Origin of the sequence: Kitasatospora sp. NPDC096147 (assembly GCF_044763225.1) — a bacterium.
Classification (GTDB): Bacteria; Actinomycetota; Actinomycetes; order Streptomycetales; family Streptomycetaceae; genus Kitasatospora.
Window position 1 is genome coordinate 250786 of sequence record NZ_JBIWFX010000002.1, and the last position, 14396, is coordinate 265181.

The window sequence follows — 14396 nt, forward strand, 5'->3', positions numbered from 1 at the left end:
GCTCTGCGACCAGCAGCCGTTGGCGTACGCCAGTAGCCCACGCCAACGGTGGGAGACTCTGCTGGACTCCAGTGAACTTCCACGGACTCCGGGCCCAGTGCCCGCAAGGGCCGACCAGCGCCCAGAATCGAGATCGACAAACTGATAAGGAAGAGGCCACAGGTTCAAGTCCTGTTAGGCCCACCGGCGCAGAAGGCCCGGAGTGGATTTCCACTCCGGGCCTTCTGACGTTCCCTCACCTTCCGCCCCCTCTTCCCGTACGCTGTACGAGAGGAGTCGGTGCACGGGGAGGGCGGACCGCGTGGAACTGTTCTGGATGATGAGCCTGCCGGGCCTGGTGGTCGGGCTGGTGGTGCTGGCCTTCGTGGACCAGCTGGCGCTGCGGGCCGGGCGGGCGTCCTGGGTGCCGTGGCGGGGGACGGGGCGCGAGGGGCAGGTCTCCTCGACCGGGTTCGAGCAGCTGCACGCGCAGTTCGCGGCCGGCAAGCAGCACGAGCTGGAGCAGCGCCGGACGGCCCTGATGCTGCGCGAGGAGGAGGGCGATGGCGCACCGCCGCGCTCGACCGTGGACCTGGCCGGCGGCCGGGTGGTGCTGCGGATGCCGCGGGGGTAGCCGGTACGACAGGAGGCACGGCGTCAATCCCTGGCGTGGGCCGGGAGGTTGACGACTTGCCGGGGCCGCCCGGGAGGCCGTTACCGATGTGTATCATCGGCCGGAGGCGGTCCGTACTGCGAGACCGCCGGTTCGTGCTCGTAACATCCGAGGGTCCGTGGTCAGGGCCCGTTCCCCAGCAAGAAGGACGAGGTCCCCCGGTGAAGAAGCTCCTCCTGGTCGCCCTGGTCGCCCTCGGCGGCTTCTTTGTCTACCGTCAGGTTCAGGCGGACCGCGCCGAGCAGGACCTGTGGACCGAGGCCACCGACCCGGTCCCGGCCGGCCGCTGACGCGCACCGCTCGGGGGCCGGCCGGACGAGAGGCCCGGACGGCCCCCGGAGCGGGTACTCTGGTGCGCAGCACTTCGCTGCACGGGGCTTTAGCTCAGTTGGTAGAGCGCTGCCTTTGCAAGGCAGATGTCAGGAGTTCGAGTCTCCTAAGCTCCACCGTGTGACGGACGGAAGGCCGCTGACCCGGTATCAGGTCGGCGGCCTTCCGCGTTTCCGGGCTCCCTGCGGGGCCGGGACGGTCAGTGCGGCTTGCGCGGGTCGTGCGGCTTCGGCCGGTCGTCGGGGGCCGGGGCCGGCTTCGGGGTCTCCTCCGGGGCGGCCGGGGCGGCGTCGGCCTGGCCGGCCTCGGTGACGGTGGAGGCGCCGTTCAGGCGGTCCTGCTCGCGGGCGCCGGGGGCCGGCGGCTCGACCAGCCACTCCGGCTCGCTGCGGCCGCGCCACCACTGCCAGGCCACCACGCCGGCGCCGATCGCCAGCAGCCCGGTGACAGCGAGGCCGAGGCCGCGGCCCCGGTGCTGCTCCTTCTTGATGTTCCGGGCCGCCAGTTCGCTGATCTCCGCCGAGCTGACGTGGCCCTGAAGGGCCGTCAGCGCGGCGGCGCCGCGGAGCTGGGCCTCCTGGGCCGCCGGGCCGATCGCGGCGCGCGCCTCGGCGACCTTGGGGAGCACCGTGCCGCGTGCCTGGCCGACCGCCTTGGTGGCGGACAGCTTGGCGCTCAGGGCAGCCTCCTGGGCCCGGTGCACGGCCTTCAGGGTGGACTGCTGGGTCTGCGGGGGGAGCGTGGCGAACGCGTGCTCCAGCTGCGGGGCCAGGTGCTTGGCGTACTGCACCCGGGCCGCCCGGCCGGCCTCGCCGACCTTGGGGCCGAGCGCCTCCAGGTGCGGGCCGAGCCGGTGCCGGGCCTCCTCCGCCCGGTGCCTGGCCTCCTCCGCGTAGTTCAGTGCGGTCTCCCTGGCGGTGGCGGCATAGGGCGCGAGGGTCTCCCTGGCCTTGTCGGCCGTGTCACGTGCGGTGTCCAAGCGGGTCACGGGTGTCTCCTCCTCGGTGGCGTCCGTTATGCACATTTCCACCTGTTTCGAGATCATGCCTGTCGTTCCACGCCGTGGCGCGTCGGGTTGGGCCGGACGCGGGGCGGCGAAACGATCCGCCGGCCTCGGGCGGCTGACGGTCCGTGGGATGATTCCGGGGTCACAGACGGACGGACGAGGGAGCGGCACCGTGGCCGGGGACCTGACAGCGACCCTGCGGACCAACCGCGGCGACATCGCGGTGAAGCTGCTGGAGTTCCACGCTCCGAAGACCGTGCGGAACTTCGTCGAGCTGGCCGGGGGCACCCGGGAGTGGACCGACCCGCGCACCGGGGAGCCGTCCTCGGCGCCGCTGTACGACGGCACGGTCTTCCACCGGGTGATCAAGGGCTTCATGATCCAGGGCGGTGACCCGCTGGGGGACGGCACCGGCGGCCCCGGCTACACCTTCGCCGACGAGTTCCACCCCGAGCTGGCCTTCAACGAGCCGTTCCTGCTGGCCATGGCGAACGCGGGCCCGGGCACCAACGGCTGCCAGTTCTTCATCACCGTCGAGCCGGTGCTCCGGCTGACCCGCAAGCACACGATCTTCGGCCGGGTCACCGACCCGGCCTCCCGGCAGGTGGTGCTGGACATCGCGGCCACCGCGACCGGGCCGGACGACCGGCCGGTCGAGGACGTGGTGATCGAGGCGGTCACCGTGGCCCGGGGCTGACGGCGCGTCAGCAGTAGCCTGGTGGTACCGGCGGCGGCGAACGAGGAGAGCGCGATGGGTCCCGACGTACCGGCCGGCGCGGCCCCGCAGGAGGAGCACCGGCTGCCCGGCTGCCACTGGCACCCCGAACGGGAGACCGGCATCGGCTGCACCCGCTGCGGGCGGCCGGTCTGTCCGGAGTGCAGGGTGAGCGCCTCGGTCGGCTTCCAGTGCACGGAGTGCGTGCGGGAGGGCCACCAGGGCGTCCGGACGGCGCGCACCCGGTACGGCGGCGCGCTGGCCGCCGACCGGGCGCAGGTCACCAAGGTGCTGATCGGCCTCAACCTGCTGGTCTTCCTGGTCACCCTGTTCGTCCGGCCCGGTCCGGCGGAGGCCCTGGAGCTGTGGAGCGCGAGCTACCCCTACGTTCCCGACGGCCTGGCGGCCGGCCCGCAGGAGTGGTACCGGCTGGTCACCGCGATGTTCGTGCACGCCTCCGAGATGCCCGTCGGGGTGGTCCACATCGGGTTCAACATGACCGCGCTCTGGATGCTGGGGCCGCAGTTGGAGGACGTGCTCGGGCGGCTGCGCTTCCTGGCGCTGTACCTGGTCTCCGGCGTGGCCGCCGGCACCTGCAGTTACCTGCTGGGCGGTGCGGTGGTGCGGTCGGTGGGCGCCTCGGGGGCGATCTTCGGGCTGCTCGGCGCGATGGTGGTGCTGCACAGGCTGAACCGCCAGGAGATGCGGCCGGTGGTCACCCTGGTGGTGGTCAACCTCGTGATCACCTTCGCGATGGCCCGGCCAGGCGTGGGCGGGTTCGTCATCGACTGGAAGGCGCACCTGGGCGGTCTGGTGGCGGGCGCGGTGCTGGCGGCGGGGTTGATGTACGCGCCCCGGGCCCACCGGAACCTGGTGCAGGCGCTGACCGTGGCCGGGGTGTTCGCGGTCTCGCTGCTGCTGGTGGCCGTGCACACGGCGCAGCTGACCGGCTGACCGGCGCGCGCGGTTGTCCACAGAGCGCGCAGGGCTGTGCACAGCCGGTGTGCCCAGGGCCTGGGGAAAGCCGGCTCTACGCGCGTCCTGCTGCGAATTCGACCGGAATTCGGAGAATCCAGCGAGGCTCGAACGGAAAAGTTATCCACAGGAACGGGTGACTTTTCCCCAGTGTGGATAACCGTGTGGACAACCCGATGGTATGGCCGGGCCACCCGGCCCGGGACGGCACGCAGCACCGCACCGGGTGCTCCCGGTGCGGTGCGTGACGGTACGTCAGGGGGAGCGGGTGCTCCCCGGCGGCAGTGCCCGGCGGAGAGCCGTCACTTCCACTGGGTGGAGACGCCGAAGCCCGCCGCGATGAAGCCGAAGCCGGCCAGGATGTTCCAGTTACCCCAGTCGCTCACCGGCCAGGTGCCGCTGGTGACGTAGTAGGTGACGATCCAGACCAGACCCACCAGGAACAGCACGAGCATCAGCGGCGCCACCCAGCCGCGACCGGAACTGATCTTCAGCGGTGCCGCACCCGAGGGCGGCGGGGTGTAGTCGGACTTCTTGCGGAGTCGAGACTTCGGCACGAGAGGCTCTCCTGTCGATGCGCTGTGACCGCGCAGGGTGCAGCGGGGGTGGGCGACGGTGGGGGCCGGACCACGCGTGGGGTGCACCGCACGCGCCTCCGGCGTCCGTTAGCGTAGTGGCTCGCCGGGTCGTAAGGAGATAAGGGTACGGTGCCGAATTCCACGATTCCCTCCGCAGGAGCGCCCGGACGACCTCCGCGCACCCGAATTGTCGGACGTGCCCTGACCTGCACCGTGTTCGCGATGGCCGGACTGCTCTTCTACATCAGCGCGGACACCGCCCGGGGCACCGATCTGCGCACCGACGACTCCCTGCTCCGGCTCGGCGACGTGATAGGCCAGCGCTCCGGTCAGAACCAGGCCGCGCAGAACGAACTGGCCGACCTCCAGTCCCGGGTCGACCGGCTGACCGCCCAGCGCAACCCCAGCCAGGCCGAGAGCGGCCGGCTCGCCCTGCTCCAGCAGCAGGCCGGCCTCCAGGAGCTGCGCGGTCCCGGGCTCACCGTCACCCTGAACGACGCCCCGCCCGGTGCCACCGCCAAGCTGCCCGGCATCCCCGAGCCCGGCGTCAACGACCTGGTGATCCACCAGCAGGACATCCAGGCCGTGGTGAACGCGCTCTGGCGCGGCGGCGCCGAGGGCGTCCAGGTGATGGACCAGCGGCTGATCTCCACCAGCGCGGTGCGCTGCGTCGGCAACACCCTGCTGCTCCAGGGCCGGGTCTACTCCCCGCCCTACGTGGTCAAGGCGGTCGGGAGGACGGACCGGCTGCGGGCCGCCGTGGACGCCGACCCGACCATCGCCAACTACCTCGGCTACGTGGCCGCCTACGGCCTCGGCTGGAAGGTCCAGGAGAGCGGCGAGCTGACGGTCCCGGGGTACACCGGAACGGTCGACCTGCACACCGCTTCCGGTCAGTAATGGCACTGACCGCCTGCCCGTCCGCGACGGCCGTCTAGTCTGGACCGGACCCGAGACCCGAGGAGCACCATGTACGGCTGGATCTGGCGGCACCTGCCGGGCAACGCCCTCGTCAGGGCTGCGCTCTCGCTGCTGCTGGTGCTCGGTACGGTCTACGTCCTCTTCGAGTACGTCTTCCCCTGGGCGGAACCGCTCCTCCCCTTCGGTGACGTCACAGTGGACGAGGGCGGCGCGGGCGTCGGCTGAGCCGCCGTCAGCCCCCGTCAGGCCCCCGCGTGCCCGCCGGCTCCGGCCGGCGCCCCCGCCCCGCTCAGCACCCCTCAGCACAGGAGTAGTGCACGGATGACCGCCGCAGGCAGCCCGCCCCGGATTCTCGTGGTGGACAACTACGACAGCTTCGTCTTCAACCTGGTCCAGTACCTGTACCAGCTCGGCGCCACCTGCGAGGTGGTCCGCAACGACGAACTGACGGTGGATCACGCCGTCCGCCGGGACGGCGACTCGGGCTACGACGGGGTGCTGCTCTCCCCCGGCCCCGGGGCGCCGGAGGAGGCCGGGGTCTGCATCGAGATGGTCCGGCACTGCGCCGCCACCGGCCTGCCGGTCTTCGGGGTCTGCCTGGGCCTGCAGTCGATCGCGGTGGCGTACGGCGCGGTGGTCGGCCGGGCACCCGAGCTGCTGCACGGCAAGACCTCCCCGGTCACCCACCGGGACGGCGGCGTCTTCGCCGGCCTGCCCTCGCCGGTCACCACCACCCGCTACCACTCGCTCGCGGTCGAGCCCGGCACGGTGCCCGCGGAGCTGGTGGTCACCGCCGAGACCGACAGCGGCGTGATCATGGGCCTGCGCCACCGCGAACTCGCGGTCGAGGGCGTGCAGTTCCACCCCGAGTCGGTGCTCACCGAGGGCGGGCACCGGATGCTCGCCAACTGGCTGGCCGAGTGCGGCTTCCCCGAGGCGGTCGGCCGCTCGGCCGGGCTCGCCCCGGTGATCGGCCGGGGCTGACCCGTGACGGCGGTACGCCCGGAGGGGCGCGCGCAGGACGGCGCGGGGGACTGGGGCGTCTACGAGCCCGCCGGGGCCCAGCAGCACTGGCAGCAGCCGCCGGCGGCCCCGGACGGGCCCCTCGGCGGGCCGTACGGGCCGCCGACGGTGCCGGACGACTCCACCATGCAGCTGCGGGTGGTGCCGCCCGCCCCGGCCCCCGGCCCGCTGGTCCCGCCGCCCGGCCGCCGGGCCGACCGGCGCCGCACCACCGTCGGTTCGGGCGGCGGTCGGCGCCGGGCGGTCGGCCGGGGCGCCGGGCCGGTGGTCCGGCCCAAGGAGCGCAAGCGGGTGGTGGCCGCCCGGACGGCCGGCGAGCTCTTCATCACGCTCGGCCTGGTGATGCTGCTCTTCGTCTCGTACCAGCTCTGGTGGACCAACGTGCAGGCCAACCAGGCCGCCGACGGCGAGCGCGACGCGCTCACCCAGGAGTGGGCCCAGGCCGCGCAGCCGAACGGTGCCGCCCCGGCGCCCGGTGCCACCCCGGCCCCGCAGCCGACCGCCTTCGAGCCCGGCAAGGGCTTCGCGATCATCCACATCCCCAAGCTCGGCCTGACGTACCCGATCGCCGAGGGCACCGACAAGCAGAAGGTGCTCGACAAGGGCCTGGTGGGCCACTACACCGGCACCGCGATGCCCGCCGACGCGGAGGGCAACTTCGCGGTCGCCGCGCACCGCACCACGCACGGCCAGCCGTTCCGGAAGATCGGCGAGCTGGTGCCCGGCGACGCCATCGTGGTGGAGACCGCGACGACGTACTTCACCTACCGGGTGGCCGGGGGCATCCCGGAGACGCCGCCGACCAACGTCTCGGTGATCCGTCCGATTCCGAACGGCTCGCCGTTCAAGGACAAGGGGCGCTACATCACCCTCACGACATGCACGCCGGAGTTCAGTGCCCGGGGTCGGCTGATCGTCTTTGGCAAGATGGCCGAGGAGAAGCCGAGGAGTGAGGGGCAGCCCGCCGCGCTGAAGGGCTGACCGACCGACCGGTCGTCAGGAGGAGCGGTGCGCGTGGAGATCCAGCCGGACGGGGCCGAGGACCGGCGGGGTGCCCGGCGCCGGAGCAGGACGGCCGCCGTGCTCGGAGTGGTCGGCGAGCTGCTGATCACCGCCGGGCTGGTCCTCGCGCTCTTCGTCGGCTACTCGCTCTGGTGGACCGGGGTGGTGGCGGACCGTCAGGCCGGTGCGGCGGGGGACCGGCTCCGGGAGACCTGGTCCGCACCCGCGCTGCCGACCGGCTCCGGGCTCGCCCCCGGAGCCGTGCCGGCCCCGCCGGTCTACGCGGCCGGTGACGGCATCGGCTTCCTGCACGTGCCCGCCCTCGGGGCGGCCCGGCAGACCCTGATCCGGATGGGCGTCGAACCGGACGTCCTCAACGAGGGCGTGGCCGGCGTCTACGACCAGCCCTACCGCTCCGCGATGCCCTGGGACCCGGAGGGCAACTTCACCCTCGCCGCGCACCGGGACGGCCACGGTGCCCGCTTCCACGACCTCGACGCCCTCGCCCCCGGCGACCCGATCGTGGTCGAGACCCGCGACGCCTGGTACGTCTACCGGGTGGACGGCACCCTCCCGCAGACCTCCAAGTACGACACCGGCATCGTCGCCCCCGTCCCCAAGGGCTCCCCCTACACCGCCCCCGGCCGGTACATCACCCTCACCACCTGCACCCCGGTCTACACCTCCCGCTACCGGATGGCCGTCTGGGGCTCCCTGGTCCGCATCGAGCCGGTGGACGGCCACCGCACCCCGCCCGCCGAGCTCCGCTGACCCCTCGGCGACCCGCTGACCGGGGCTGACCTGGAGCGGAGCCCGTGAAGAGCGCTGCCGGAGCACCCCCGTGCGCTGCGCCGGGGCGGTGACGGGCAGTCGGATCATCTCGTTCCACACGGCGGCACCCGGCCGACCGGGCCGGGGCCGTGACGGACGAGGTGAGACCGATGGACCGTGAAGCGGTGCTGCAGGAGTCGCGCACGATGCGCGGCGGGATGGCCGACCGGGTCGAGGCGCTGGACCGGGTGAAGGCGCTGGTGCTGCTCCCGGACGGGCTGCACGTGACGGCGCGGATGGTGGCGGACTACTACGGGGTTGGGGAAAAGGCTGTGGACAGCCTGGTCCAGCGGCACCGGGCCGAGCTCGCGGAGCACGGCTACCGAGTGCTCCGAGGCTCTGACCTGCGGGGTTTCGTTTCCTTCAGCTTGAAGGAATCGACCGGAGCCGGGCGCGGCCTGGGGATCTTCCCCCGCCGGGCCGTGCTGGTGGTCGGCATGCTGCTGCGCGGCAGCACGGTGGCGAGGGCGGTCCGCCGCGAGCTGCTGGAGCTGGCCGAGCGGGCGGTGGCCGGCGCCGCCGAGTGGCGGTACGAGCTGGCCGGGCTGCGCGCGGAGCTGGCGGAGGTCCGGGAGCTCCAGCTGGTGATGCTGCGTCAGTCGCAGCTGGACCGTGAGGTGATAGCCGGGCTGAGCGTCCGGATGGCCGACTGCCAGAGCGCCGTGCGGACGCTCGGCGGCCGGGTGGACATGCTCTGCACGGTGCTCGCGGCCCGGGGGCCCGGGGAGCGGCGCCGCCGGCACCGGCGGTAGCCGGAACGCCCGAGGGGCCCGCCGCAGGTGTGCGGCGGGCCCCTCGGGGGTGGCGCGGGTCAGGGGATGAGGCCGCCCGTACCGGTGCCGGTGGAGGGCGAGCCGGAGCTGGAGGGCTTGTCGCCGGCCCGGGTGGTGAGGCCGACGGTGCTGCCCGGGTCGACCTGGGTACCGGACGGCGGTTCGCTGTAGAGGACCACCGCGTTCTCGTCCTGCGGACCGAAGACGACCTTGATGTTGAGGCCCTTCTCCTGGAGCGCGGCGAACGCCTGCTTGTAGGTCTTGCCCTGGAGGATCGGCACGGCCACCTTGTCGGCCAGCTTGCCGACGGTCAGGGTGACGGTGCTGCCGGGCTTGACGGTGGTGTCCTTCGGGGTCTGGGCCGTCACCACGCCGACCTGGCCCTGGTCGGTGACCACGGTGGTCTTGACGACCGGCTTGAGGCCGGCGTCGGTGATCGCCTGGGAGGCGGCGTCCTGCTGCTGGCCCGTCACGTTGGGCACCGCGACCTTGCTCTGGCCCTGGGAGACCGTCAGGTTGACCGCCGTGCCGGGGGCGACCTTGCCGGGGCCCGGGTCCTGCTTGATCACCTTGTCCTGGGCGACGGTGTCGTTGTTCTCGAAGGTGATCTTGCCGACGGTGAAGCCGGCCTTGGTGATGGCCTCCTTGGCCGCGTCCTGGGTCTTCCCGGTGAGGTCGGCGAGGTCCGCGGTGGCCGGTCCGCTGGAGAGCTGGACGGTGATCTGGGCGTCCTTGGCGACCTGGGAGTTGGCGGCCTGGCCCTGCAGGCAGACCTGACCCTTCTTCACCGCGGCGTCGGGGCAGGCCACTTCCTGCCCGGCGACCACCTGGCCGGTGGAGCCGGCGGTGTTCATCTTGCCCTTGGCCTCGTCCAGGGTCAGGCCGACCAGGTTGGGCACGGTGACCTTGTTCCGGGCGTCGCTGTCGCCCTTCGGGGTCATGGCGTCCACCACGAAGTAGGCGCCGACCAGCACCAGGACGGCCGCGATGGCCAGGATCACCCAGGAGGTGTTGCTCTTGCGCGGCTGCTCGGAGCGCCGGCCGCCTCCGCCGCCACCGTTGTAGTCGTCGTAGCCGCCGCCGTTGCCGCCCGCCCCGTCGTAGCCGGGCTGCTGGTAGCCGGGCTGCGGCATCGCGGCGGTCGCGCCTGCGGCGCCCTGCTGCGGCAGCAGGTTGGTCTGGCCGTACGGGTCGTGCTGACCGGGGTAGCCCTGCTGCTCGTAGCCGTAGCCTTGGCCGGCCATGCCGTAGGCGGCGGCCTGCTGGGCGGCGACGACCGGGAGGCCGTCCAGGAAGCGCTCGATGTCGTCGCGCATCTCGGCGGAGCTCTGGTACCGGTACTCGCGGTCCTTGGTGAGCGCCTTGAGCACGATCGCGTCGACCTCGGGGCGGACCTCGGGGTCGTAGGAGGACGGCGGCATGGCCTCCTCCCGGACGTGCTGGTACGCGACCGCGACCGGGGAGTCGCCGACGAACGGCGGACGGAGCGTCAGCAGCTCGTAGAGCAGGCAGCCGGTGGAGTAGATGTCGGACCGGGCGTCCACGGTCTCGCCCTTGGCCTGCTCCGGGGAGAGGTACTGGGCGGTGCCGATCACGGCCGAGGTCTGGGTCATCGTCATGCCGGCGTCGCCCATGGCGCGGGCGATGCCGAAGTCCATCACCTTGACGTTGCCCTGCCGGGTCAGCATGACGTTGGCGGGCTTGATGTCGCGGTGGACGATGTTGGCGCGGTGCGAGTACTCCAGCGCCTGGAGGATGCCGATGGTCATCTCCAGCGCGCGCTCGGGCAGCAGCCGCCGTCCGGAGTGCAGCAGTTCGCGCAGGGTCGAGCCCTCGACGTACTCCATCACGATGTAGGGGATGGAGATCCCGTCGATGTAGTCCTCGCCGGTGTCGTACACGGCGACGATCGCGGGGTGGTTCAGCGAGGCGGCGGACTGCGCCTCGCGCCGGAACCGGGCCTGGAACGACGGGTCGCGGGCCATGTCGGCCCGGAGCGTCTTCACGGCGACGGAGCGGCCGAGCCGGGTGTCATGGGCGAGGTAGACCTCGGCCATGCCGCCGCGCCCGAGGACGCCGCCGAGCTCGTACCTGCCGCCGAGGCGACGAGGCTCTTCCATAGTTCCGACCCTCTCCCCCACCGACCGGTGAGGATGTCACGTAGGTTGTCCCCGCACGCTGTGTTGGACGCGCCCGCCGCCGCACCGGTTTCGTGACCGGCCCCACGGCCGGGGCCGTGGACGGGCGGCGGGTAGACCGCTGCTTGCGGATACGCTACCCGGCCGGTCCCGGGCAACCGGAACGGGCTGCCGGATGAGACCAGACCGGTATCCTCCGGTCCGGCCCCATTCTGGCAGGGCAGTGCGGGGAGAGGTCGTGTTCCGACCGTCCCGGCGGCCCCGGGTCAGCGCTCCAGCGCGGCCTGCATCACGGCCTTGGCGATCGGCGCGGCGAGCCCGCCGCCGGAGATCTCGTCCCGCTCGCTGGAGCCGTCCTCGACCACCACGGCCACCGCGACCGAGCGGCCGTCGCCGGCCTTGGCGTAGGACATGAACCAGGCGAACGGCAGGCCCTTGTTGTCCACGCCGTGCTGGGCGGTGCCGGTCTTGCCGCCGACCTTCAGGCCCTTGATCTGGGCCTTGGTGCCGGTGCCGTCGGCGACCACGCTCTCCATCAGCTGCTGGAGCTTCTGCGCGGTGCCCGGCGAGACGGCCTGGCTCAGCTGCTTCTCGGTGTGCTTGGAGATGGTGGTCAGGTTGGGCGCCCGCTCCTCGTCCACCATGTACGGCTGCATCAGCCGGCCGTCGTTGGCGATCGCGGCGGCCACCATGGCCATCTGCAGCGGGGTGGCCCGGGTGTCGTGCTGGCCGATCGCGTCCATCGCGGTGCCGTCCGGCTTGGAGCCGGACGGGAAGACCGACTGGCCGGCCCGGATCGGGACGTCCAGCTTGTCGTTGTTGAAGCCGAACTTCTCCGCCTGGGCGCGCAGCTTGTCGCCGCCCACCTCGGCGCCGATCTTGCCGAAGACCGTGTTGCAGGACAGGTCCATGGCGTCCTGCAGGGTGGCGTTGGCGCAGGGCTCGTTGGCGCTGGCGTTCTTCAGCTCGGTGTTGGTGCCGGGCAGCAGGTACTTGGCGGGGGTGTCGGTGACGTCGGTGACGTTCTGGTACTTGCCGGCCTCCAGCGCGGCGGCGGCGGTGACCAGCTTGAAGGTGGAGCCGGGCGGATAGGTCTCGCGCAGCGCCCGGTTCAGCATCGGCTTGTTGGCGTCGGCCTGGAGGTCGGTCCACGCCTTGGAGTCGGCGTCGCCGGTGCCGGCGAAGCTGCCCGGGTCGTAGGACGGGGTGGAGACCATGGCGAGGATCGCGCCGGTGCGCGGGTCGAGGGCGACCACGGCGCCCTTCTTGTCGCCGAGGCCCTCGAAGCCGGCCTTCTGCGCCTTGCCGTTCAGGGTGGTGACCACGTCGCCGCCCTGCTTCTCCTTGCCGGTCAGCATGTCCAGGGTGTTCCGGAAGAACAGCCGGGAGTCGGTGCCGGTGAGGAAGTCGTCCTCCAGGCTCTCCAACTGGCTGTTCTCGAACGCCTGGGAGGAGTAGCCGGTGACCGGCGCCCACATCGGGCCGTCCACCCAGGAGCGCTTGTACTTGTAGCGCAGGCCGTCGACGAAGTCCGACTTGGTGATCGGCTGGCCGCCGGCCATCACGATGTTGCCCCGGGGGTGCGCGTAGCGGTCGAGCTTGGTCCGGAGGTTCTTCGGGTGGCTGGTCAGCTCCTGGGCCTGCACGCCCTGGACCCAGTTGACCCGGACCATCAGGGCCAGCACCAGCACCAGGCAGAAGATCGAGACCCGGCGGATCGGCTTGTTCACGAGTGGGCTCCCCGGAAGGGTTCGGTCAGGCCCTCGGGGCCGGGCCCCGGCGGGCTGCCGTGGGGCGGGGCGGAGTGTGGTGCGGCGGGGTACGGCACCGCGGCGGTCGGCAGGTCGGCGCCGGGCGGACCGGAGTGGGGCCGGCCGAAGGCGGGCCGGTCACCGGTCGGCAGTCCCTGGGCGGGGGTGCCGGCCGCCGGGGTGGGCGGTGCGGCGGCGACGGGCACGCCGGCCGCCGGGGTGCCGCCGCCGGTCCCGGGCAGGTCGGCGGGCCGGCCGAGCGGCTGACCGCTCGCCGGGGCCGGCTGCGGCTCGGCGGCCGGGCGGCGGGCGGAGTCGCTGATCTTGAGCAGGATGGCGATGAGTGCCCAGTTGGCCACCACCGAGGACCCGCCCTGGGCCAGGAACGGCATCGTCATGCCGGTCAGCGGGATCAGACCGGTGACGCCGCCGGCCACCACGAAGACCTGGAGCGCGAAGGCCGAGGAGAGGCCGACCGCGAGCAGCTTGCCGAACGGGTCCCGGGCGGCGATCGCGGTCCGCAGGCCGCGCTGCACCACCAGGCCGTAGAGCAGGAAGATCGCCATCAGCCCGGTCAGCCCGAGCTCCTCGCCGAAGGAGCCGAGGATGAAGTCGCTCTTCGCGGCGAACTGGATCAGCCAGGACCGGCCCTGGCCGAGCCCGCTCCCGGTGACCCCGCCGGAGGCGAAGGACATCAGGGTCTGGCCGATCTGCTCGGTCGCGCCCTTCGGCGCGTTGGGGCCGAAGGCGGCCATCGGGTCGAGCCAGGCGTCGATCCGAGTCTTCACGTGCGGTTCGGAGGTGGCCACCAGGGCGGCGCCGGTGATCGACATCAGCAGGCCGAAGACGATCCAGCTGGTCCGCTCGGTGGCGACGTAGAGCATCACCACGAACAGGCCGAAGAACAGGAAGGAGGAGCCCAGGTCGGTCTCGAAGATCAGGATCAGGATGGAGAGCAGCCAGACCACGATGATCGGCCCGAGGTCGCGCCCGCGCGGCAGGTAGAGGCCCATGAAGCGGCGGCTGGCCAGCGCCAGCGCGTCCCGCTTGACCATCAGGTAGCCGGCGAAGAACACGGTCAGGATGATCTTGGCGAACTCGCCCGGCTGGATCGAGAAGCTGCCGAACCGGATCCAGATCTTGGCGCCGAAGTCCTCCGCCCGGCTGGGGAAGAAGGCCGGCGCGGCGAGCAGCACCAGGGCCACCACCATCGAGATGTACGTGTACCGCTGGAGGATCCGGTGGTCCTTGAGCAGCAGGATCACGCCGATGAACAGCAGCACCCCGAGCCCGGACCACATCAGCTGGTTGGGCGCGGCGGAGCCGTTGTTGAACAGCACCTTGCCGGCCTTGTCCAGCCGCCAGATCATCACCACGCCGAGGCCGTTGAGCAGGGTGGCCAGCGGCAGCAGCAGCGGGTCCGCGTACGGCGCGAACTTCCGCATCACCAGGTGGGCGACCAGCGCCAGCCCGCCCATGCCCAGCCCGTAGGTGAGCATGCCGGCGGGCAGCTTGCCGTCCATGGCCAGGCCGACGTTGGCGTACGCCAGCATCGGCAGCACCACCGCGAAGGCCAGCATGACCAGCTCGGTGTTGCGGCGGTTGGGCGTGCCCTGGGGGGTGATGGTGGTGTTCTCCCGGCGTCGGGAGCGCTGATCACCGCCACCGGTGGTCTGACTGCTGCTCAGGTCGAAACTGCTC

At 72.2% G+C, this 14396-nt stretch carries 14 protein-coding genes, 1 tRNA gene and 1 pseudogene; 11 read left to right on the forward strand and 5 right to left on the reverse strand.

The window, feature by feature from the left end; all coding sequences use genetic code 11:
• The first annotated feature begins 301 nt into the window (after positions 1–301).
• The 3 genes from ACIRBX_RS06630 to ACIRBX_RS06640 all read left to right on the forward strand — a co-directional run bounded on the left by ACIRBX_RS06630 (position 302) and on the right by ACIRBX_RS06640 (position 1098).
• A complete protein-coding gene (locus tag ACIRBX_RS06630) occupies positions 302–613 on the forward strand; it encodes a DUF6191 domain-containing protein (RefSeq protein ID WP_402294105.1) in 312 nt (103 codons plus the stop codon).
• Between the two features lie 200 nt (positions 614–813).
• Positions 814–942 carry a DLW-39 family protein gene (locus ACIRBX_RS06635; RefSeq protein WP_014137031.1) on the forward strand — a complete coding sequence of 43 codons (129 nt, stop codon included), beginning with the start codon at positions 814–816 and terminating at the stop codon, positions 940–942.
• A gap of 83 nt (positions 943–1025) precedes the next feature.
• Positions 1026–1098 (forward strand) — tRNA-Ala (locus ACIRBX_RS06640).
• A gap of 83 nt (positions 1099–1181) precedes the next feature.
• Here the strand turns inward: ACIRBX_RS06640 and ACIRBX_RS06645 are convergent.
• Complete coding sequence (locus tag ACIRBX_RS06645) at positions 1182–1970, reverse strand: DUF5324 family protein (RefSeq protein WP_402294106.1); 789 nt, start codon at positions 1968–1970, stop codon at positions 1182–1184.
• Between the two features lie 190 nt (positions 1971–2160).
• Between ACIRBX_RS06645 and ACIRBX_RS06650 the strand changes: the two genes are divergently transcribed.
• On the forward strand, positions 2161–2685 hold the full coding sequence (locus tag ACIRBX_RS06650) for a peptidylprolyl isomerase (protein WP_402294107.1): 525 nt from the start codon (positions 2161–2163) through the stop codon (positions 2683–2685).
• A gap of 54 nt (positions 2686–2739) precedes the next feature.
• Positions 2740–3657 carry a rhomboid family intramembrane serine protease gene (locus ACIRBX_RS06655; protein ID WP_402294108.1) on the forward strand — a complete coding sequence of 306 codons (918 nt, stop codon included), beginning with the start codon at positions 2740–2742 and terminating at the stop codon, positions 3655–3657.
• Positions 3658–3980: 323 nt separating this feature from the next.
• On the opposite strand, the gene crgA is transcribed toward ACIRBX_RS06655, so the two are convergent.
• A complete protein-coding gene (crgA, locus tag ACIRBX_RS06660; protein ID WP_402294109.1) occupies positions 3981–4235 on the reverse strand; it encodes a cell division protein CrgA in 255 nt (84 codons plus the stop codon).
• Positions 4236–4478: 243 nt separating this feature from the next.
• Between crgA and ACIRBX_RS06665 the strand changes: the two genes are divergently transcribed.
• From ACIRBX_RS06665 to ACIRBX_RS06690, 6 genes are all read left to right on the forward strand, one after another.
• On the forward strand, positions 4479–5156 hold the full coding sequence (locus ACIRBX_RS06665; protein ID WP_402294110.1) for a DUF881 domain-containing protein: 678 nt from the start codon (positions 4479–4481) through the stop codon (positions 5154–5156).
• Positions 5157–5225: 69 nt separating this feature from the next.
• Positions 5226–5402 carry a hypothetical protein gene (locus ACIRBX_RS06670; protein WP_402294111.1) on the forward strand — a complete coding sequence of 59 codons (177 nt, stop codon included), beginning with the start codon at positions 5226–5228 and terminating at the stop codon, positions 5400–5402.
• Between the two features lie 96 nt (positions 5403–5498).
• Positions 5499–6161, forward strand: coding sequence for an aminodeoxychorismate/anthranilate synthase component II (locus ACIRBX_RS06675; RefSeq protein WP_402294112.1), 663 nt, complete (start codon positions 5499–5501; stop codon positions 6159–6161).
• 3 nt (positions 6162–6164) lie between these two features.
• Complete coding sequence (locus ACIRBX_RS06680; RefSeq protein WP_402294113.1) at positions 6165–7181, forward strand: class E sortase; 1017 nt, start codon at positions 6165–6167, stop codon at positions 7179–7181.
• A gap of 33 nt (positions 7182–7214) precedes the next feature.
• On the forward strand, positions 7215–7973 hold the full coding sequence (locus ACIRBX_RS06685; protein ID WP_402294114.1) for a class E sortase: 759 nt from the start codon (positions 7215–7217) through the stop codon (positions 7971–7973).
• Between the two features lie 170 nt (positions 7974–8143).
• Complete coding sequence (locus tag ACIRBX_RS06690; RefSeq protein WP_402294115.1) at positions 8144–8785, forward strand: hypothetical protein; 642 nt, start codon at positions 8144–8146, stop codon at positions 8783–8785.
• A 59-nt stretch (positions 8786–8844) separates the two neighbouring features.
• On the opposite strand, the gene pknB is transcribed toward ACIRBX_RS06690, so the two are convergent.
• The 3 genes and pseudogenes from pknB to ACIRBX_RS06705 all read right to left on the reverse strand — a co-directional run.
• Positions 8845–10926: a Stk1 family PASTA domain-containing Ser/Thr kinase gene (gene pknB, locus ACIRBX_RS06695; protein ID WP_402294116.1), complete on the reverse strand. Its 2082-nt coding sequence runs from the start codon at positions 10924–10926 to the stop codon at positions 8845–8847.
• A gap of 284 nt (positions 10927–11210) precedes the next feature.
• Positions 11211–12674, reverse strand: coding sequence for a peptidoglycan D,D-transpeptidase FtsI family protein (locus ACIRBX_RS06700; protein WP_402294117.1), 1464 nt, complete (start codon positions 12672–12674; stop codon positions 11211–11213).
• A 290-nt stretch (positions 12675–12964) separates the two neighbouring features.
• Positions 12965–14320 (reverse strand): annotated as a pseudogene (locus ACIRBX_RS06705) (FtsW/RodA/SpoVE family cell cycle protein); the annotation flags it as partial.
• Positions 14321–14396: the final 76 nt, after the last annotated feature.